Below are 19,321 nucleotides of genomic sequence, written 5' to 3'. Positions count from 1 at the left end.
GGTCAGGTCCGTCGCCGGCCAGCCTCGGCGAGCCAGCCGAAAACCTGGAAAACGAAGGGCTTGCGTTCGAGATTGAACGTCCGCACCTGCGCCGCGGCTATGTCGATCTTCTCCCATACCTCGGAAAGCGGTGCAAGGCGCCGGGCGCCGGCGCCGAGCTCGGCCCTGACGGTTGAATGGATGTGGTCGGTCACGGCGCGCTGGAACAGGTCGAACATGGCGTCGTCACGGCGCGCCAGCTTGTCGCCGAGCGCGTGCAGGGCCTGCGGATCGGTGGCCGGCAAGCGGGCGAGCTCGGCTTCGACCGCCGCGGCAAAGCTGGCCTGGCCGCCCTCGGCGATCTCGAGCGCGCGGCGCAGGCTGCCCTCCGAGCGCCGGGCGAGGTCACGGGCCTCCTCGACCGGCACCTTGACCGTGTCGAAGCTCGCGAGCCCCTGGACCACCTCGTCCTCGGTGAGCGGCGCCAGCGTCAAGGTCCGGCAACGCGAGCGGATGGTCGGCAGGAGCCGGCCCGGCATATGGGCGACGATCAGGAACAGCGAGCGCGGCGGCGGTTCCTCCAGGAGCTTCAGCAGCGCATTGGCGCTGGACCGGTTGAGTTCGTCGGCGGCATCGACCAGGCAGATGCGCCAGCCGCCCTCACCCGCCGTCGAGCCGAAGAAGCGCACGATGTCGCGCATGGCACCGACCGAAATATCCTGCGGGATCTTGTCCTTGCCGGCCTCGGCGATGCGCCGGAGCGCCAGCAGGTCCGGGTGCGCACCGGCGACGATGCGACGCGCCACCGGATGGTCGGGCGAGACGGCGAGATCGGCGACAGCGGGCGGGATCGCGCGCGGGTCGGGATGGGCCAGGACGAAGCGGGCGAAACGATAGGCGAGCGTCGCCTTGCCGATGCCCTGCGGTCCGCTGATCAGCCAGGCGTGGTGCATGCGCTTGCCGCGATAGGCCTCCAACAGGCCACGCTCGGCTTCGCCATGGCCGATCAGCAGGCTGCGTTCGCGCGGGTGCGGCGCGCCATCCAGGCGATCGGCGGCATTTTCCTCGATCATGACGCCACCAGCCGTGCCGGCAGGTCGAACCGGGTCAGCACCAGGTCGCGGATCTCGGCGGCGACCACGTGCTTGTCCCGGGTCGCGTCGATCAGCCGGCAGCGCTCCGGTTCGGCCTGGACCAGCGCCTTGAAGCCCTGGCGCAGCTTGGTGTGGAAGGCGACGCCCTCGCGCTCGAACCGGTCGAGCGTGCCCTGCTGGCGGCTGGCGACCCGGGCGAGCCCGATCTTCGGCGGCAGATCGAGCACCAGGGTCAGGTCCGGCCGGTCGGCGCCGACCGTCAGGCGTTCCAGGGCGAGAATGAAATCGGGGTCGACCTTGCCGGCGAGCCCCTGATAGACCCGGGTCGAATCGGCGAAACGGTCGCAGATCACCCAGTCGCCGCGGGTGAGCGCCGGCAGGATGGTCGAGGTCAGGTGATCGCGCCTGGCCGCGCCGAACAGAATGGTTTCGGCCTCCGGCCCGAACGGCTCGGCTGCGCCGCTCAGCAGGACATGGCGGATGATCTCGGCGCCCGGCGAGCCGCCCGGCTCGCGGGTCAGCACGGCATGGATGCCGTGGCTGCCGAGACATTCGGCGAGCAGGCGCGCCTGCGTCGACTTGCCGGCGCCCTCGCCGCCTTCGAAGGTGATGAACCGGCCGCGGCGGGCCGGTTCCCCGGTTGACGGATTGTCGGTCACGGCCGGGCGATCCCTGAACGCAGCCAGCCCGACGCCGCTTCCCAGGCCCCTTGCATGGCGCGCTGGCTGAGCGAGCCGACTTCGACGTCGGCGGCGGCATAAACGGGCACTTCGAGGGCGAGCTGGGCGCCGCGCATGACCCTGAGCTTGCCGATCTCGGTGCCCTGGCGGACCGGCGCCTTGACCGGCCCCTGATAGACGATCTGCGCCGAGACGCGGTCGGACTGGCCGCGCGGCAGCAGCAGCCGCACCAGCTTGCCGGCGGTCACCGGCACGGTGGCCGAGGCGCCGCCGAACACCCTGACATCGCCGAGGGTCTCGCTCTCGGCGAAGAGGTCGCGCAGTTCGAACGAGCGGAAGCCCCAGTCGAGCAGCTTGCGTGCCTCGTTGGTGCGCTCCTGCAGCGAGCGGGCGCCCAGGACGACGACGATCAGCCGCTGGTTGCTCTGCACCGCCGAGCCGGCCAGGTTGAAGCCGGCCTCCTCGATATAGCCGGTCTTCAGGCCGTCGGCGCCGTTATAGGTGCCGAGCAGCGGGTTGCGGTTCTGCTGGCGGATATTGTTCCAGGTGAACTCGCGCTCGGCATAAACGGCATATTGCTCCGGGAAGGTCTTGATGATGTGTTCGGCGAGCCTTGCGACCTCGCGGGCGGTCATGCGCTGGTCCGGATCCGGCAGGCCCGTGGCATTGCGGAACACCGAACGGACGAGGCCGAGGTCACGGGCGCGCTTGTTCATCAGCACGACGAAATTGGCCTCGGTGCCGGAAATCGCCTCGGCCAGCGCAATCGACGCGTCGTTGCCGGACTGGATGATGGCGCCGCGCAGCAGATCCTGCACCCTGACCCGCGAATTGACCGCGACATACATCGAGGATGTGCGCGACGGGGCTCCGCCGCGCCGCCAGGCATCGGTGCTGATCACCACCTCCTGGTCGAGCGGCAGGCGGCCCTGGCGCATCTCCTCGAAGACGATCGACATGGTCATCAGCTTGGCGAGGCTGGCCGGCGCCTGGAGCTCGTCGGCGGCCTTCTCGAACAGCACCGACTCGGTGCCGACATCGATGAGAATCGCGTTGCGCACCGTGGTCTGGAACGCGTCCTGGGCCTTGGCCGTGCTCAAGGCCAATGTCGCGAAGGCCAGCGCAATGGCCCATCGGCGCCATCCAGGCCTTCGCTGTCGTCCGTTCCGCTCTGCCCGCGTCTTGCCCTGCATTCCCCATGCATGGGGCTCACGACGCACGAAATCAAGCAGGCCGATCGATGATCAGTAAAGCCCGCCGACGCCGAACGAAGCCCGTGCGGCCGGTGCGCCGGGCATGGCGGCGATCGCCGGGACCGGCGGCGGCGGCGGAGCCGCGAAAGCCGTGGTGGTAGTGGTCGCGCCGGTCGATACGGTGACCGGCCTGGATGCCGCCGAGGCCAGGGCCGGCGGCTGCTGGGTGACCGCGGCGACGGCCGGCGCAGGGCTCGAGACCGGGGCCGGCGCGGGCACCGGCGCCATGGCGGGTGCTGCCGAAACGGCTGCGGCGACGACCGGCGTGGCAACGGCGGGCGCGGCCTGACGCGGCGCCGCGGAGGCGACCACCGTGGTGCCGCCGCCGGCCGAAAGGCCGAGATCGAAGGGACGTTCGGGCGGCAGCGGCATGCCTTCGGACAATTGGCTGGGAATGCCGCGGTTCTCGACCACGGCCGGCTGGGCCGGGGTCTGCGGCACGAAAGCGGGAGCCGCGGAGGCGACCATCACGCCGGCGCCGAGGCCGGTCGGCGTCGGCGCGGCCGAACCGTCGGTGCGCAGCGTTGCCAGCAACATGCGGTCGTCGGAGCCTTCGAGCGGCGCCCGGCCGACATATTCGACCTTGACGCGGGCGACGCCGTGGCCGCGGAAGTCGAGGAGATGCGAGGCGCGGCTCGACAGGTCGACGACCCGGTTGGCATGGAACGGGCCACGGTCGTTGACGCGCACGATGATCGAATGGCCGTTGCGCAGATTGGTGACGCGGGCATAGCTCGGCATCGGCATGGTGCGATGGGCCGCCGTCAGGCTGGTCATGTCATAGACCTCGCCATTGGCGGTCAGGCGGCCATGGAACTGCCGGCCGTACCAGGACGCCATGCCGACTTCGGCATGGCCCTCGCGCTTCTCGAACGGGGTGTAGCGACGTCCGCCGACCATATAGGGGCGGCCGATGCGGTAGACGCCGCCGCCACGCGGAACCGGCTGGCCTTCCTGGACCACCCGCGGGCTGGAGCTGACGCCATAACGCTGATCGAACGTATTGCCGCGGCCTTGCTGCTGGGCGAGGCGATCCTGCGAAGCGCAACCGGCGACGATAAGGCTGAAACCTGCCAGGGCCGCATAACGAAGCGCCATCTTGCGATCGCAAATGGTGGCGCGCGACACGCCGGTCGTGGTCATGAAAATCAAGCCGATTGCTCCGCGCCCGCATTCGGGCACTGTCGGCCCGTTCCGCCGGATGTCATAGCCGACGTTAATAGACCTTTGCATCATCGGGTCAAATGAGACCAAAACGTGGCGTCAGCGAGAATGCTGGGCCTTGATGGTTGATGATGTCTTAGCGGGCGGCCGCCTCGTCGGAGGCCTGGCGCAGCGCCCGATCCAGGTCGCCGGCGGCCAGCTTCCCCAGCGGATTGGCGATCTTGTCGGCCGTGGCGGCGGTCAACAGGCCGGTTTTCAGGCCGGCCAGGGTGCGGACCATCTCGCGCCGGAGATAGGGCAAATATTTCATGCGGTTGAAGGTCCTGTCACGGGCCCAGGCGAACAGCCGCGAATCGGACTGGAAGAACGGCGTCATCAGCGCGCTGGCAGCCTGATAGAAGCGGATCTGGCGCCGTCTCGCCCGTTCGTAGAGCGCCAGCGCGGCGGTCAGATCCGGGGTCGCGGCGAGCGCATCGGCGAGCGCCACCGCGTCCAGGAGACCATGGTTCGCCCCCTGCCCCAATTGTGGCGAAGTCGAATGCGCGGCATCGCCGATCAGCACCAGCCGGCCGCGATGGAATCGCTCGGCGGTGAAGTGCAGGTAACTGGCCAGCGTGAACTGATCCGGCCCCGACAGGGCCTCCATGACCGGCGCGAGTTCGGGCCAGAGACGGGCCGCCTGTTGCTGCCAGTTGTCAAAGCCGCTGCGCCAGGTTGCATGCTCGGCCGGTTTCAGGCTCCAGAACAGCGCGGTCAGCGGCGGTCCCGAACCGTCGAGCGTGCCGATCGGCAGGTAGCCGAGCATGATCCGGGCGGCGACATAACGCTGGGCCAGTTTGGCCGGCGCGACGCCAATATCGGGCACGGTCGCCCAGACCGCGCCGTAAGGATAAGGCTTCGGCCGGCCGCTGGCGACATGGCGACGCAACCGGGACTGGGCGCCGGAGGCGTCGATGACCAGATCGAAGGGGCCCGATCTTCGCCCGGCGGCATCGAGGATGGAGAGCGCCGCCGCGCCGTGACCGTCGTCGACCGTGGCCACCGCGAAGCCGGTCTCCAGCCTGGCCCGCGAGCCGGCAAAGGCATCCCAGAGCACGGCGTGGAGCGCGCCGCGATGGACGGCGACGGCGTGCAGCGACGGGTCGAGATCGCCATAAGCCAGATCGAAGATGATGGCGCCGCGGTCGGTGAGACCATGGAGCCGGTCGATCCGGGCGCCGCGGCGCTCGATCTCGGCCTTCAGACCCAGCCGCTCCAGCGCCGCCAGCCCGGTCGGCTGCAGCATCAGGCCCGAGCCGACCGGCCGCGAGGCATCGAAGCGCTCGAACACGGTGACGCGATGCCCGGCCCGGTCGAGCAGGGTCGCGACCGCGAGGCCGGCGACACCGGCGCCGACGACGGCGACATCAAGGGGGGTGGCAGTCATGCGCGTGGCGTTGGTCGAGGCCATGGGTCCGGGACAGGGCGGGATGGATCAGGTCGCGGGGCCGCTCATTGCGGGCGGCTCCGGCGCAGGAGATAGAGGTCCATGATCCAGCCCCGCTCCTGGCGCGCCTTCAGGCGTTTTTCGGCGATCTCGCCGGCGACCTCGGGCAGACGGCCGGACACCAGCATTTCCTCGGGCGTGCCGAGATAGGCGCCCCAATAGATCTCCAGGTCCTGGTCCGCGATCGCGGTCAGCGCCGTGCCGTCGTCGAGGAAAACCACGGAACTGCCTGATACATCGCCGATTTCTTCGGAAATGCGGCGGCCGGTGGTGAACCGGACCGGCTCGCCGATGCGGTTCAGCGGCATCCTGTGGGCGGCGGCCAGCGCCTGCGGGCTGCTGATTCCCGGAATGACCTCGCAGTCGAAATCGACCACCCCATTGGCCAGCACCTGATCCAGGATCCGCAGCGTGCTGTCATAGAGCGAAGGGTCGCCCCAGACCAGGAAGGCACCACATTCGCCGTCCTGGAGCTCGTCCTGGATCAGCTGTTGGTAAAGCGTGGCGCGGTCGTGGTGCCAGCGGTCGACCGCCGACAGATAGTCCCTGTCGGCGCGGTCGCGCGGCGGATTGACGGCCTTGACCACCCGGTAGTCGCTGTTGCGGATATAGCGCGCGCAGATCTCCTCGCGCAGCCGGACCAGGTCCTCGGCCGCCTCGCCCTTGTCGAGCACGAAGAAGACCTTGGCCTCGTTGAGGGCGTTGATTGCCTGAACCGTCACATGTTCGGGATTGCCGGCGCCGATGCCGATGACCAGGATCTTCTTTTTCATTCCGTCATTCTCTCGATCCGTCCGACAGGCCTGAGGCGCCTTGCGCAAGGGCCGGCCGCCGCGCAATACACCGTAATGCCAACCGGCCCAATTCCCAATCAACGCCAAGACCATGGGCTGAAGAGGACAGGAATGCGCATCGATCTGGCCGGCTGGACCCGCGAGGCGACGCTCGGCGACCACAGGGCTTTCCTGGCGCTGTTCGAACGTGCCGACCGGCTCGGTTTCGACGGCGTCTGGTTCGCCGAGTTCCATTTTCGCGCCGGCCTGCCTTACCCGTCGACGCTTCTGCTGGCCGCGGCGATCTTCGCCCGGACCGGACGGCTGCGTGTCGGCACCTCGATCCTGGTCCTGCCGCTGCATCACCCCCTGATGCTGGCCGAGCAGATCGCCCAGCTCGACTTTCAGAGCGGCGGACGGCTGGATGTCGGGATCGGCCGCGGCACCGATCCCGCGACCTTCGCGGCGCTCGGCATCGAACAGACTTCGGCGCGCGACCGTTTCGAACAGGGGTTCGCCATCCTGCGCCAGGCGCTGACGCATGAACAGGCGAGCGCCGGGACCGGCCCCTGGCACTTCAGCGACGTGCCGGTCGGGCCGCGCGTGGTGCAGCGGCCGCATCCGCCGCTCTATGTCGCGGGATCGACGCCGGAAACGCTCGGTTTCGCCGTCGCGCACGACCTGCCGCTGCTGCTCAGCCTCGAGCCGCCGGAGGGCCGGCAGCTCGGCATCTACCGGGACCTTCTGGCGCGCAGCGGCCGGCCCAGCGCCTTGGCCCGGTCGTCGCTCTCCCGTTATGTCTGCATTGGCGCGACGCAAGCGGCGGCCGAGGCGCGGATCGACGACCTGCTGCCGCGGATCTACCAGCGCCGGCTTGGGTTTGCCGCGGCGCGCGGCGTGCCGGCCGACCAGGTGCCGCCGCTCGACCGCGACCAGGTGCTGCGCGACCAGGTCATCCATGGCGACCCGGACGCCTGCCATGCCGAGATCGTCAGGCTGAAAGCGACGACCGGCATCGGCGAGCTGCGCTGCGTCTTCAACGGCAATGGCGTGCTCGACAATGAAACCGCGCTCGCCGGCATGGAGCTGTTCGCGGCCGAGGTCCTGCCGGCCTTGCGGCGTGAGCGGCCAACGGCACAGGCCGCGCCGGAGGTCAGTTTCACCGATTGAGCCGATCAGCCCGCAAGTGCCGCCGCGAGGCGTGACCAGGCCGCCTCGCCCGCCGGCAAGCCGAAGCGCAGCCGCAACGGCTGGTCCTGGAACCGCCGGACATAGATGCCGTGGCGGCCGAGCCGGTCGAACAGATCGGCGGCCTGCTCGGTCTCGACCAGGCGAAACAGGCTGGTGCCGCCGATCACCCGTCCGATTTTCGCCAGCAGTCGATCGAGGCGTTCGGCATCGCCGGCGCGGGCCCGAGCGGCGGCGTCGCGCCAGCCGCGGTCGGCCAGCGCGGTCGTGCCGACAACCAAGGCCGGGCCCGGGACCGCCCAGGGGCCGAGCCGCTCGGCCAGCCGGGCGGTAAGGTCGCCACGAGCGACAGCAAAACCGAGCCTCAGCCCGGCGAGACCATAGGTCTTGCCGAAGGACCGCAGCACCAGGGTCGATGGCGGCAGGGTCGGAACGATGCTGGTGCCAGGCTCGAAATCGGCAAAGGCCTCGTCGACGATGATGAGGCCGCCACGGGCGGCGAACCGGCGGGCGACATCATCGAGCTCCCCCGGCGCAACGATGCCGCCGTCGGGGTTGTTCGGATTGACCAGCACGAGAACGCGCGCGTCGCCGGCTTCGGCCAGGCTCTGGACCTCGGCGACCTCGTGCCCGGCCTTGCGCCAGGTCCTCACATGTTCGCCATAGGTCGGGCCGACCACGGCGATCCTGTCGCCGGCCCGGCCGAGCGCGGGCAAAAGCTCGATCAGGATCTGCGTGCCGGGCGCGGCGATCAGGCCGGCATCAGCGGGCACGCCATAGGCCCGGCGCGCCGCCGCCAGCAGGCCGGCCTCTTCGGCGCGGCCGGGCAAGCGCTGCCAGGCGCTGGCGGGAATGTCGGGCAATGGGTATGGGATGGGATTGATCCCGGTCGAGAGATCGAGCCAGGGGTCCGGCGCATCGGGGAAAAGCCGCTTCGCCGTGTCCAGATCGCCGCCGTGCCAGATCGCCGAAACCACCGTCATGCTCGCCTTCTCACCCTTGATCCTGCTCGGCCTCGCCCTCGTGATCGAGGCGGCGCTCGGTTATCCCGGGCCTGTCTACGCGGCAATCGGCCATCCCGTCACCTGGATCGGTCGTCTGATCGCAGGTCTCGACGGCAAGCTGAACCGGGAGACCTGGACATTCGAACAGCGCCGCCGGGCCGGTATCGTGGCGCTGGTCCTGCTCATCGCCGTGACGCTTGCCATTGCCGTTGCCATTGTTTTCGCCTGCGGCCTGCTCGGGCCGATCGGCGTCATTGCCCTGGCGCTGGTCGCCTCCAGCCTGATCGCCCAGCGCAGCCTCCACGAGCATGTCGAACGGGTGGCGGCCGCGCTCGAGACCGGCGGGCTTGCCGCCGGGCGGACCGCCGTGTCGATGATCGTCGGGCGCAATCCGGAAAGCCTCGATGTCTCCGGCGTGTCGCGTGCGGCGATCGAGAGCCTGGCCGAGAACTTCTCCGACGGCGTCACCGCGCCGGCGTTCTGGCTCGGGCTCGCCGGCCTGCCGGGCGCCGCCCTCTACAAGGCGATCAACACCGCCGATTCGATGATCGGCCACCGCACGCCGCGCCATGAGGCGTTCGGCTGGGCGGCGGCGCGTCTCGACGACCTGGTCAACCTGCCCGCGTCCCGGCTGACGGCGCTGCTGATCATCGTGGCGGCGGCATTCGACGACCTGAAGGCGGCAAGCCGCGCCATTGCCGCGGTCCGGCGCGACGCCGGCCATCACCGCTCGCCCAATGCCGGCTGGCCGGAAGCGGCCATGGCCGGCGCGCTGGGCTTAAGGCTCGCCGGGCCGCGCATCTATGGAGCGGTCAAGGTCGAGGACCGCTGGATGGGTGATGGCCGCGCCGAGGCGACGGCAGCCGATATCCGCGCGGCGCTGCGGCTCTACCGGCGCGCCTGCGGCCTGCTCTGGGGGTTGGCCGGCATTGGGGCTCTGATCGTGCTGAGCCTTTGACTGCAGGGTTGGCGGGTTCACACAATGCGTTGCACGAGCACTGTACGTCACCCCCGGCCGAGCGCAGCGAGGGGAAGGGGGTCCAGGAGTTGCAGTGCTCCGGCCCTCAACACTGCAAGATATCTGAACGCGTGCGCCGCGAGGGCGGCCTGTTGGCTCCTGGACCCCCTTCCCCTCGCCTCCGCAGAAGCAAGGGCTTCTGCTCCGGCTCGGCCGGGGGTGACGTAGAGGATGCCGACAACCGGAGGCCACGCCGCAGCCTCACCCCTCCGCCTCGCCCGCGATCGCCCAGAGCCGCTCGATATCGAGATGGGCCTCGAGATGGGCGGCGAAGCGGTCGAGGATGTCGTCGACCAGGGCTTCATAGGCGAGATTGCTGGTCGCGGCGCCGAGATGGGCGAGCCAGGCGCGCCGCTGGGCATCGCCGGCGAACAGGCCGTGGACATAGGTGCCGGTGACCCGGCCGTCGGCCGAGACGGCGCCGTCGCGGCGGCCATCGGCGAAGCGGGCGAAGGCGCGCCCGGTATCGGGCCCTTCGGTTTGGCCGAGATGCATTTCATAGCCGCTGAACGGCGCCCCGGTCGCCAGGCTGATGCCGGTCACCGGCGTCAGGTTCTTATCCGCCGTCAGCACGGTCTCGACGTCGAGCAGGCCAAGGCCCGGCACCTGGCGCGGCGGCCCCTCGATCCCCTGAGGATCGGCAATGGAGCGGCCGAGCATCTGGTAACCGCCACAAATGCCGAGCACACGCCCGCCGCGCCTGACATGGCCGGCAAGATCGATGTCCCAGCCCTGGGCGCGCAGGAACAAGAGGTCGTCAATGGTGGTCTTGGAGCCGGGCAACAGCACGAGTGCTGCCTCGGCGGGGATCGGCTTGCCCGGCTCGACCAGCTGGACATCGACCCCGGGCTCGGTGCGCAGCGGATCGAGATCGTCGAAATTGGCGATGCGCGGCATGACCGGCACGGCGATCACGGCGCGGCGGTCGCGACCGCCCTCGCCCGCGCCGTCGGCCTGACGGCGGAGCCCCAAGATGTCCTCGGCCGGCAGCAGGCCGGCTTCGGCGAAATGTGGCACGAGCCCCAGGGCCGGCCAGCCGGTGCGCTCGGCGATGATGGCCATGCCGCCAGAAAACAGGCTCGGGTCGCCGCGGAAACGGTTGACGATGAAGCCGCGGATCATCGCCGCGTCCTCGGGCGCGATCACCACCTTTGTACCGACCAGGCTGGCGATCACCCCGCCCCGGTCGATGTCGCCGACCAGCACAACGGGGGTATGGGTGGCGCGGGCAAAACCCATATTGGCGATGTCGCCGGGGCGCAGATTGACTTCCGAGGCCGAGCCGGCGCCCTCGACCAGCACCAGATCCGCTTCGTCCGAAAGCTGGCGGAACGAGCCGAGCACGGCCTCCATCAGGCGCGGTTTCCAGGCCTGGAACTCGCGCGCCTTGGCGGTGCCGACACGCCGGCCCTGGACGATGATCTGCGAACCGACGTCGCTTTGCGGTTTCAACAGGACCGGGTTCATGTGGACGGTCGGGGCGACGAAGGCGGCGCGGGCCTGCAGGGCCTGGGCGCGGCCGATCTCGCCGCCGTCCGACGTGACGGCCGCATTGTTCGACATGTTCTGCGGCTTGAACGGGCGAACCTTCAGGCCACGCCTGGCGAACAGCCGCGCCAGGCCCGCGACGACAAGCGATTTGCCGACATTCGACCCGGTGCCCTGGATCATCAAAGCGCGGGCCATGGTCAGAACTCGATTCCCGCCTGGGCCTTCACCCCTTGCGCGAAATGGTGCTTCACCAGGGTCATTTCGGTCACCAGGTCGGCGGCCGCGATCAGCTCCGGCTTGGCATTGCGGCCGGTGACCACGACATGCAGGCCGGGCCGGCGGCCGGCCAGCGTCTCGACCACCTCGGCGAGCGGCAGATAGTCGTAGCGCAGCGCGATATTGAGTTCGTCGAGCACGACGAGGCCAATGGTCTCGTCAGCCATCAGCTCCCGGGCCTTGGCGAAGGCGCGCTCGGCGGCGGCGATGTCGCGCGCCTTGTCCTGGGTTTCCCAGGTGAAACCTTCGCCCATCGCATGCCAGGCGATCCGGTCGCCGAAGACGGCAAGCGCCTGCCGTTCGCCGGTCGACCAGGCGCCCTTGATGAACTGCACCACGCCGACCCGCCAGCCATGGCCGAGCGCCCGCAGGATCAGCCCGAGGGCGGCCGTCGACTTGCCCTTGCCCGGGCCGGTATTGACGATCAGCAGGCCCTTTTCGACGATCTTGGAGGCCACCTCGGCGTCCTGCACCGCCTTGCGCTTGGCCATTTTGGCGCGGTGGCGCTCGGCCTCCTCGGTTTTATCAGTCATGTCCGGCCTCATTTCACGATCATCGGCAATCCGGCCACCATGAAGACCACATGGGTCGCGACATCAGCAAGCTCCTGGTGCAGCCGGCCGGCCTCGTCGCGGAACCGGCGCGCCAGGGCATTGTCGGGCACGATGCCGAGCCCGACCTCGTTGGAGACCAGAACCAGCGGCCCGGTGGTTCTCCGGCAGGCCTCGGCAAGGGCTGCGCGCGCCGCGGCGATGTCGGCCTCGGCCAGGATCAGGTTGGTCAGCCAGAGCGTCAGGCAGTCGACCAGGACGGGCGTGCCTGCGGGCGCCCCGGCGATCGCGCCGACGAGATCGATCGGCGCGTCGACGGTCTGCCAGCCTGCGCCGCGCCGGCCGCGATGTTCGGCGATCCGCGCGCGCATCTCGTCGTCATAGGCCTGCGCGGTTGCGACATAGCGCCAGGGTGCGGGCAGCGCCTCGATCAGGCTTTCGGCATGGCGGCTCTTGCCGGAACGCGCGCCGCCCAACACCAGGGTCACGGATCGGGTCGGGCTCGGCATAAGGACCTATGGGTTCGGAGCGGACGTGAAGGAGCGCATCCATTGCAAATCGGCGAGCGCGCCGGTAGTGCTAAATCCCGACGGTGCCTCTCAGACGAGGTGAAAAGGGAACGTGGTGCGACGCCACGGCTGCCCCCGCAACTGTAAGCGGCGAACTGAAGCCACAAGCCACTGGGCGCAAGATCCCGGGAAGGCGGCGGAAAGTTTAGACCCGTGAGCCAGGAGACCTGCCGTCACCAGTGCTTCTCATGGGCCCATCGAGCGGGGTGTTTCGATGGCAACCGGTCCAGGCGTTCCGCGCCCGGCTTCGTCCTTGGGAGCGTTTCCGGCGAAAGCCGGCTGCCAGACGGAGTATGCCGTAATGAGATCCCGAGACCCGCTACGACTTGCGCTTCCCCGCCATCCCGAGCCGCCGATCCGACCGCGGGCCAACTGAGCGCCCGCATACGAATCGCCCGGATGCCGAACCGAGGGCGCCCTCGCCCGCTTTCCCCTTTGCCTTCACGGACACATCATGACCCAGCCGACCCCGGCCACTTCCGTCAAAAATCCCCCGGCCAAAATCCCCTGCACCATCGTCACCGGCTTTCTCGGCGCCGGAAAGACCACGCTGGTCCGCCATCTCCTGGAAAACAATGGCGGCCGGCGGCTGGCCGTGCTGGTCAACGAGTTCGGCGATATCGGCTTCGACGGGTCGTTCATCGAAGGTTGCGGCATTACCGGCTGTACGGCCGAGGACATTGTCGAACTGCCGAACGGCTGCATTTGCTGCACGGTGGCCGATGATTTCATCCCGGCGCTGGAAAAGCTGCTGAACCGCGCGCAGCCACCCGACCATATCCTGATCGAGACCTCGGGCCTCGCCCTGCCGAAACCGCTGGTCAATGCCTTCAACTGGCCGGCGATCCGCAATCGCGTGACCGTCGACGGCGTCATCGCGGTGGTCGATGGCCCGGCGGTGGCCGAGGGTACCTTCGCCGACGACCCGGAGGCGCTCGCCGCCCAGCGCACCCAGGACGGCGCGGTCGATCACGACAATCCGCTGGAAGAGGTGTTCGAGGACCAGATCCTGTGCGCCGACCTGATCCTGCTCAACAAGAGCGACGCGATCGACCAGGCCACCCGGGACCGGGTGAAGGCCGAGATCCAGGCGCATCTGCCGAAAGCGATCAAGATCGTCGAAACCTCTCACGGCAAGGTCGAGCCGGCCCTGGTGGTCGGTCTCGGCGCCGCCGCCGAAACCGATCTGGCCGGCCGCCCCTCGCATCACGAGACCGAAGCGGACCACGACCACGACGATTTCGAGAGCCATTCCTTCGCGATTCAAGCGGTCGGCTCGCCCGACATCCTGGCGGCCCGGGTCGCCAAGGCGGCGGAAGCCGCCGGCGTGCTGCGCCTGAAGGGTTTCGCCGCGGTCGGCGACAAGCCGATGCGCCTGGTCGTCCAGGGCGTTGGCCGCCGCATCGCCCATCATTATGATCGGGCCTGGACGCCGGGCGAGGCCCGCCAGGGCCGGATCGTGGCGATCGGGTTGAAGGGTTTCGACCGTGGCGCGGTCGAGGCCGCGCTCAACGGCTGAGGCGCCAAGGGGCGATCAGCCAAGGCCTCGTAACGCGGACCAATCATGCACATCCTGCCCGCCACCACCGTGACGCTTGACGAGGCCGACCGCGCGGTCGACCTCGGCCAGGCGGCCGGCGACGTGGTGGTGCTGTCTTTCGCCGACAGCGACCTGACGGCGCTGTCGGCGGCGGCCAAGGCCCAGCCGCTGACGGTCAGGCTCGCCAGCCTGCGCCAGCTGAAACACCCGCTTTCCGTCGATCTCTATCTCGACAAGACGGTCACGGGCTCACGTTTCGTGCTGGTGCGCCTGCTCGGCGGGCTCGACTATTGGCGTTATGGGCTCGACCAGCTCCATGCCGCCTGCCGGCAGGCGAATATTCCGCTCGCCGTCCTGCCGGGCGACGATCGCGGCGATGACCGGCTCGCCGCCTATGGCACCGTCGACGCCACGGTCACGCATGCGCTCGACAGCTATTTCCAGGCCGGCGGCGGCGCCGACAACATGCGCCGGCTGCTCGGCCGGATCGCCGGGCATCTCGACCCCGAAGCAAAGGTGGAGCCGGCCCTGCCGCTGCCGGCCTTGTTCGCCTGGAGCGCGGCGAAAGGACCCGAGGCCTGGCCCGAGGCGCTTGCCGGCTGTCCCGCCGGCCGGCCGCTCGCCCTGGTCCTGGTCTATCGCTCCAGTGTGACATCAGGTGATACCGGGATCGCCGCGGCGCTCGCGCGGGCCTTGGCTGCGCGCGGCCTGGCGCCCCTGGTCATTGCGCTGACCAGCCTGAAGGATGCGCCGGCCGCCGCCGAACTGGAAAGGCTGATCGCGACGCGCAAGCCTGCGGTCATCGTCACGACCACCGCCTTTTCGGCGCGTGACGGCGACGGTTTCGTGCTCGATACCGCGGATTGCCCCGTTCTGCAGGCCATTCCCGTCGGCAATCCGCGCGAGGCCTGGCTGGCGTCGCCACGCGGGCTCTCGGCGGTCGATCTGGCCATGCAGGTTGCGCTGCCGGAATTCGACGGCCGGCTTGCCGGCGCCGTGGTCGGTTTCAAGCAGGCGACGGAGGACACGGCATCCGGTCTCGTCGAGCGGCGCCTGCTGCCCGACGAAGACGGTGTCGCCGCGCTGGCCGATCTTGCGCTGGCCTGGGTCGTGCTCCGGCAAAAGCCAGCCGCCGCGCGGCGCCTTGCTTTGGTGCTGTCAGACTATCCGGCGCGCGGCGGGCGCGCCGGCTTTGCCGTCGGCCTGGATACGCCCGAGAGCGTCAAGGTCATCCACGGCTTGCTGGCCGAGGCCGGTTACACGGTCGACGACTGCCCGGCGCCGGCGGCGCTGATGCCTTTGCTGGTCGACGGCGATGCCGGGTTCAGCGTGCCGCTCGACACTTACCAGGCCTTCCTTGCCGGCCTGCCCGACGGTGTCCAGGCGGCGTTGCTCGCGGCCCATGGCAAACCGGAGGACGACCCGAGCTTTGACGACGGCGCCTTCCGGTTCCGGGCCTTGTCGACCGGCCATCTGCGCATTGCCCTGCAGCCGCCGCGTGATGCCGGCCCCGATCGCAAGCTTGCCTATCACGATCCCGACCGGCCGCCCGGCCACGGTTATCTCGCCTTCTATTGCGGCCTCAGGATCGTCGACCAGGTCGACGCGATAATCCATCTCGGCACCCACGGCACCACCGAATGGCTGCCGGGCAAGGCCGTCGCGCTGTCGGCCGCCTGCTGGCCGAAGATCGCCATCGGATCGCTGCCGGTGGTCTACCCTTACGTGGTCGATGATCCCGGCGAAGCCGCGCCGGCCAAGCGCCGGCTCGGGGCGATCACGCTCGGCCACCTGCCGCCGGAGCTTGCGGCGAGCGATCTTCATGGCGAAACCGCCCTGCTGCGCGATCTGGTCGAGGAATATAGCGCCGCGCAGGTGATGGATCCGCGCCGCGCCGATCTGGTCGCCGCCGAAATCCGCCAGCGCGCCGAAAGCTCCGGCCTCGCCGCGGCCTGCGGCGTCACCGCCGAGCAGGACATGAGCGCGGCGCTGACCACGCTCGACGCCCATCTCTGCGACCTCGCCGAGACGAGTTTTCGCGACGGGCTGCATGTGTTCGGCCAGGCGCTCCATGACCAGGACTCGTCGGCCAACGAAAGACGGAACCTGATCCGGGCGCTCGACGGGCGTTTCGTGCCGCCGGGGCCGGCCGGCTCGCCGCATCGCGGCCGGCCCGATGTCTTGCCGACCGGGCGGAACCTCGCGACCCTGGACCCGCGCGCCATTCCAACCCGCGCGGCGACGCAATTGGGCGCCCGTGCGGCGCGCGCCGTGCTCGACCGCCATTTGCAGGACCAGGGCGACTGGCCGCGCCGGGTCGTGATGGATCTCTGGGCCTCGCCGACCTTGCGCTCGGGCGGCGAAGATATTGCCCATGCGCTGGCGCTGATGGGGGTCGAACCGGTCTGGCATGCCGCCTCGACCCGTGTCACCGGCTTTTCGATCCTGCCGCTCGCCCGGCTCGACCATCCAAGGGTCGATGTCACCATTCGCATTTCCGGCGCCTTTCGCGACACGTTTCCCGAACAGATCGCGCTTCTGGATTCAGCCGCGCGCGCCGTCGCCGATCTCGACGAGGACGATGCCTGGAACGAGCCGGCGGCGGCGCGACGGCGCGGCGAGAACCGGGCGCGGGTGTTCGGCGCACCGCCCGGCCGCTTCGGCGCAGGCGCCGGCACGCTGGCGCTCGACGGCGACTGGCAAGATCTGGCCGACCTCGGCCGCGCCTATCTTGCCGCCACCAGCCATGCTTTTGGCGGGCCCGAGGCCGCCGGCGTGGCGGATGCGAGCTTCGCCGGCCGGGTCGCCGGCGCCGAGGCCTTCATCCATGTCAGCGACGTCGCCGGCCGCGACATCCTGGAGGCGTCGGGCGCCGCCGACGGCATTGGCGGTTTCGCGGCCGCGGCCGAAAGCCTCGGCGGCCAAGCCCGGGCCTATAGCCTCGATACGTCGACGCCCGACACGCCGAAGGTCAGGACGCTCGCGGAAGATCTCTCGCGCATCGTCCATGGCCGGCTCATCCATCCGCGCTGGATCGCAGGCCAGCTTGCCCATGGCTGGCGCGGTGCCGCCGAACTCGCCGAGGCGGTCGACAGCCTGTTCGTTTACGCCGCGACCACCAAGGCCGTGCCCGACGCGATGTTCGACGCGGTGTTCCAGGCCTATCTCGGCGACGAGGCCGTGGCGCTCCGGTTGCGGAAGGCCAATCCCGGAGCCCATCAGGCGATCGCCGAGCGTTTTGCCGATGCCCGGCGGCGCGGCCTGTGGACGACCCGGCTGAATTCGGTCGCGGCCTTGCTCGATCTTGCCGCCGGCGAGGCGACACCATGAACCCGGCGGTGCGATCCGCGCTTCGCCGGGGCTGGTGTCCGGGCGCGCTCCGGCCGATGGCGACCGGCGACGGCCTGCTGGTGCGGCTGCATCCGCCCGGCGGCAGGTTCAGCGCCGCCGATCTCAGTCTCGTCGCGCGGCTGGCCCGCGACACCGGCAATGGCCTTGTCGACCTGACCGGCCGTGGCAATCTGCAGATCCGCGGCGTCCGTCCGGAAAGCCATGGCGATCTGGTGGCCGGGCTGATCGATGGGGCGCTGGTCGATCCCGACGAGGATGTCGGCCCCTATCGGCTGACACTGGTGTCGCCGCTCGCCGGGCGCGATCCGACCGATCTCATCGATGCCGCGGCGCTGGCGGGACGGATCGAGCGGCTCCGCCGCGAGATCGGGGGATTGCCGGCCAAGACCTCCGTGATCGTCGACGGCGGCGGCGCCTTGTCGCTCGATCGACAGGCGGGCGACCTGCGTCTCATGGCGATCTCGTCGACGCACGGCGTGATCGGCCTGCCTGATGGAAGCTGGTTCGGCCCGGCCGCGGTCGAGGTCCTGCCCGGCGTGACCGAGCTCTTGCTGGGCCGGCTCGCCGAGCGCCACCGGGCCGAGCCGGAGCTCGTCCGGCGCATGCGCGACCTGGCGCGAGACGAACTCGCCGGGCTTGTCGCGCCGCTCGGCTTCGGTCGAACGACCGCGCCGCCCGGGCGCCCGCGCCCGCCCGAGGCCGGGATTGTGAGCGAACCAGGCGGCACCAGCGCCATCCTGTTCGGCGCAGCCTTCGGCCGCTGCACCGCTGATCAGTTCGATGGCCTCGCCGCCATCGCCGAAGCGGCCGGCGCCGAAGATTTCAGGCTCTCGCCCTGGCGCGGTTTCGCCATGACCGGGCTGGCCGGGCCGGACCTGGCGCTGGCCGAGGTCGCGAAGCTCGGTCTGATCGTCGCGCCCGACGATCCGCGCCTTGGCGTGCGCGCCTGTCCGGGGGCGCCGGCCTGCAGCCGCGGCGAAGTGGCCGCGCAAAGCGATGCCGCGATGTTTGCCCGCGCCGCGAGCGCCCGTCTTGCCGGCGGCATGACCTTGCATGTCTCGGGTTGCCCGAAGGGCTGTGCCCATCCGGGGATTGCCGATGTGACGCTGGTCGGGCATGACGGCGCCTATCACATCGTCCTTGGCGGGACCGCGGCCGGCCGACCCATGGCCCGGCTCACCGCCGCCAATATCACGTCTGCTCTTGCCGGAACCGGCGATATCGGGCCCAATCTTCAGGGAGTTTCGTCATCGTGACGATCGCCGAGGCGGCCAGCCGCCAATCCTATCTTCGTGACGGCGCCGAGATCTATGCGCGCTCGTTTGCGATGATCCGCGCCGAAGCCGACCTTGCCGGCCTCGCGCCGGTGGCCGAACGCGTGATGGTACGCATGATTCATGCTTGCGGCATGACCGACCTGCCACGCGACGTCGAAATGTCCGGGGATTTCGCTGGTCAGGCGGAAGCGGCGCTGCGCGCCGGGGCGCCGATCCTGTGCGATGCCAAGATGGTTGCCTTCGGTGTCACCCGCAGCCGCCTGCCGGCGCATAATGCCGTCATCTGCACCCTCGACGATCCCAGGGTCGCCGACATGGCGCGCGACGCCGGCACGACCCGCTCGGCGGCGGCCATGGAGCTGTGGCGCGAGCAGCTCGCCGGCAGCGTCGTGGTCATCGGCAATGCGCCGACCTCGCTGTTCCGGCTTCTCGAAATGTTCGATGCCGGAGCGCCCCGCCCCGCGGCGGTGATCGGCATTCCCGTCGGTTTTGTCGGCGCCGCCGAATCCAAGGCGGCGCTCGCCGCCGATGGCCGCGTGCCCTTCCTGGTCGTGCATGGCCGGCGCGGCGGTTCGGCCATGGCGGCAGCCGCCGTCAATGCGCTGGCCAGCGAGCGGGAGTGACGGC

16 protein-coding genes and 1 riboswitch are annotated in these 19,321 nt (G+C 69.8%); of the genes, 6 read left to right on the top strand and 10 right to left on the bottom strand.

Going from position 1 to position 19,321, the window contains the following annotated elements:
• Window positions 1–2 precede the first annotated feature (2 nt).
• The 6 genes from E8M01_RS31210 to cobF all read right to left on the bottom strand — a co-directional run bounded on the left by E8M01_RS31210 (window position 3) and on the right by cobF (window position 6,429).
• Window positions 3–1,049, bottom strand: a complete 1,047-nt coding sequence (locus E8M01_RS31210) for a DNA polymerase III subunit delta' (protein ID WP_425467757.1) — start codon at window positions 1,047–1,049, stop codon at window positions 3–5.
• Window positions 1,049–1,732: a dTMP kinase gene (gene tmk, locus E8M01_RS31205; protein WP_136963721.1), complete on the bottom strand. Its 684-nt coding sequence runs from the start codon at window positions 1,730–1,732 to the stop codon at window positions 1,049–1,051. Before tmk ends, E8M01_RS31210 begins: the two co-directional genes overlap by 1 nt.
• Complete coding sequence (locus E8M01_RS31200) at window positions 1,729–2,853, bottom strand: D-alanyl-D-alanine carboxypeptidase family protein (RefSeq protein ID WP_246088498.1); 1,125 nt, start codon at window positions 2,851–2,853, stop codon at window positions 1,729–1,731. Before E8M01_RS31200 ends, tmk begins: the two co-directional genes overlap by 4 nt.
• A 144-nt stretch (window positions 2,854–2,997) precedes the next feature.
• Entirely contained in the window at window positions 2,998–4,149 is a 1,152-nt protein-coding gene (locus tag E8M01_RS35805; protein WP_342778717.1) for a septal ring lytic transglycosylase RlpA family protein, read from the bottom strand.
• A 157-nt stretch (window positions 4,150–4,306) separates the two neighbouring features.
• Window positions 4,307–5,596, bottom strand: a complete 1,290-nt coding sequence (locus E8M01_RS31190) for an FAD-dependent oxidoreductase (RefSeq protein WP_170182147.1) — start codon at window positions 5,594–5,596, stop codon at window positions 4,307–4,309.
• Between the two features lie 65 nt (window positions 5,597–5,661).
• Complete coding sequence (cobF, locus tag E8M01_RS31185) at window positions 5,662–6,429, bottom strand: precorrin-6A synthase (deacetylating) (protein WP_136963718.1); 768 nt, start codon at window positions 6,427–6,429, stop codon at window positions 5,662–5,664.
• Between the two features lie 132 nt (window positions 6,430–6,561).
• On the opposite strand from cobF, the gene E8M01_RS31180 reads away from it, so the two are divergent.
• A complete protein-coding gene (locus E8M01_RS31180; protein WP_136963717.1) occupies window positions 6,562–7,599 on the top strand; it encodes an LLM class flavin-dependent oxidoreductase in 1,038 nt (345 codons plus the stop codon).
• 5 nt (window positions 7,600–7,604) lie between these two features.
• On the opposite strand, the gene cobD is transcribed toward E8M01_RS31180, so the two are convergent.
• Window positions 7,605–8,600 carry a threonine-phosphate decarboxylase CobD gene (gene cobD, locus E8M01_RS31175; RefSeq protein ID WP_136963716.1) on the bottom strand — a complete coding sequence of 332 codons (996 nt, stop codon included), beginning with the start codon at window positions 8,598–8,600 and terminating at the stop codon, window positions 7,605–7,607.
• On the opposite strand from cobD, the gene cbiB reads away from it, so the two are divergent.
• Window positions 8,599–9,579 (top strand): adenosylcobinamide-phosphate synthase CbiB, encoded by a 981-nt coding sequence (gene cbiB / locus E8M01_RS31170; RefSeq protein ID WP_136963715.1) that lies wholly within the window; start codon window positions 8,599–8,601, stop codon window positions 9,577–9,579. The genes cobD and cbiB overlap by 2 nt on opposite strands.
• A gap of 261 nt (window positions 9,580–9,840) precedes the next feature.
• Here the strand turns inward: cbiB and E8M01_RS31165 are convergent, their stop codons facing one another.
• From E8M01_RS31165 to cobU, 3 genes are read right to left on the bottom strand one after another with little or no spacing between them, the layout of a single operon-like run.
• Entirely contained in the window at window positions 9,841–11,325 is a 1,485-nt protein-coding gene (locus E8M01_RS31165) for a cobyric acid synthase (protein ID WP_211596679.1), read from the bottom strand.
• A 2-nt stretch (window positions 11,326–11,327) separates the two neighbouring features.
• Entirely contained in the window at window positions 11,328–11,939 is a 612-nt protein-coding gene (gene cobO, locus E8M01_RS31160; protein ID WP_136963714.1) for a cob(I)yrinic acid a,c-diamide adenosyltransferase, read from the bottom strand.
• 8 nt (window positions 11,940–11,947) lie between these two features.
• Entirely contained in the window at window positions 11,948–12,466 is a 519-nt protein-coding gene (gene cobU, locus E8M01_RS31155; protein ID WP_211596678.1) for a bifunctional adenosylcobinamide kinase/adenosylcobinamide-phosphate guanylyltransferase, read from the bottom strand.
• A 64-nt stretch (window positions 12,467–12,530) separates the two neighbouring features.
• Window positions 12,531–12,715, top strand: a riboswitch (cobalamin riboswitch).
• A gap of 265 nt (window positions 12,716–12,980) precedes the next feature.
• On the opposite strand from cobU, the gene cobW reads away from it, so the two are divergent.
• From cobW to E8M01_RS31135, 4 genes are all read left to right on the top strand, one after another.
• On the top strand, window positions 12,981–14,045 hold the full coding sequence (gene cobW, locus E8M01_RS31150; protein ID WP_136963712.1) for a cobalamin biosynthesis protein CobW: 1,065 nt from the start codon (window positions 12,981–12,983) through the stop codon (window positions 14,043–14,045).
• A 45-nt stretch (window positions 14,046–14,090) separates the two neighbouring features.
• Window positions 14,091–17,396, top strand: a complete 3,306-nt coding sequence (cobN, locus tag E8M01_RS31145) for a cobaltochelatase subunit CobN (RefSeq protein WP_136963711.1) — start codon at window positions 14,091–14,093, stop codon at window positions 17,394–17,396.
• Complete coding sequence (gene cobG, locus E8M01_RS31140) at window positions 17,330–18,673, top strand: precorrin-3B synthase (protein WP_136963710.1); 1,344 nt, start codon at window positions 17,330–17,332, stop codon at window positions 18,671–18,673. The genes cobN and cobG overlap by 67 nt, the downstream gene beginning before the upstream one ends.
• Before the next feature lie 71 nt (window positions 18,674–18,744).
• Window positions 18,745–19,317 carry a precorrin-8X methylmutase gene (locus tag E8M01_RS31135; RefSeq protein ID WP_246088872.1) on the top strand — a complete coding sequence of 191 codons (573 nt, stop codon included), beginning with the start codon at window positions 18,745–18,747 and terminating at the stop codon, window positions 19,315–19,317.
• The last annotated feature ends 4 nt before the right edge of the window (window positions 19,318–19,321 follow it).

Source organism: Phreatobacter stygius (assembly GCF_005144885.1).
Classification (GTDB): Bacteria; Pseudomonadota; Alphaproteobacteria; order Rhizobiales; family Phreatobacteraceae; genus Phreatobacter; species Phreatobacter stygius.
This window is presented reverse-complemented; position numbering and strand designations above follow the sequence as displayed.

Coding starts and splice junctions, on each gene's coding strand:
- cobW (WP_136963712.1), top strand. CDS start 12,981: ATGACCCAGCCGACCCCGGCCACTTCCGTCAAAAATCCCCCGGCCAAA.
- E8M01_RS31190 (WP_170182147.1), bottom strand. CDS start 5,596: ATGACTGCCACCCCCCTTGATGTCGCCGTCGTCGGCGCCGGTGTCGCC.
- E8M01_RS35805 (WP_342778717.1), bottom strand. CDS start 4,149: ATGACCACGACCGGCGTGTCGCGCGCCACCATTTGCGATCGCAAGATG.
- E8M01_RS31135 (WP_246088872.1), top strand. CDS start 18,745: ATGATCCGCGCCGAAGCCGACCTTGCCGGCCTCGCGCCGGTGGCCGAA.
- E8M01_RS31180 (WP_136963717.1), top strand. CDS start 6,562: ATGCGCATCGATCTGGCCGGCTGGACCCGCGAGGCGACGCTCGGCGAC.
- cobU (WP_211596678.1), bottom strand. CDS start 12,466: ATGCCGAGCCCGACCCGATCCGTGACCCTGGTGTTGGGCGGCGCGCGT.
- cobF (WP_136963718.1), bottom strand. CDS start 6,429: ATGAAAAAGAAGATCCTGGTCATCGGCATCGGCGCCGGCAATCCCGAA.
- cobD (WP_136963716.1), bottom strand. CDS start 8,600: ATGACGGTGGTTTCGGCGATCTGGCACGGCGGCGATCTGGACACGGCG.
- E8M01_RS31165 (WP_211596679.1), bottom strand. CDS start 11,325: ATGGCCCGCGCTTTGATGATCCAGGGCACCGGGTCGAATGTCGGCAAA.
- cobO (WP_136963714.1), bottom strand. CDS start 11,939: ATGACTGATAAAACCGAGGAGGCCGAGCGCCACCGCGCCAAAATGGCC.
- cbiB (WP_136963715.1), top strand. CDS start 8,599: ATGCTCGCCTTCTCACCCTTGATCCTGCTCGGCCTCGCCCTCGTGATC.
- cobN (WP_136963711.1), top strand. CDS start 14,091: ATGCACATCCTGCCCGCCACCACCGTGACGCTTGACGAGGCCGACCGC.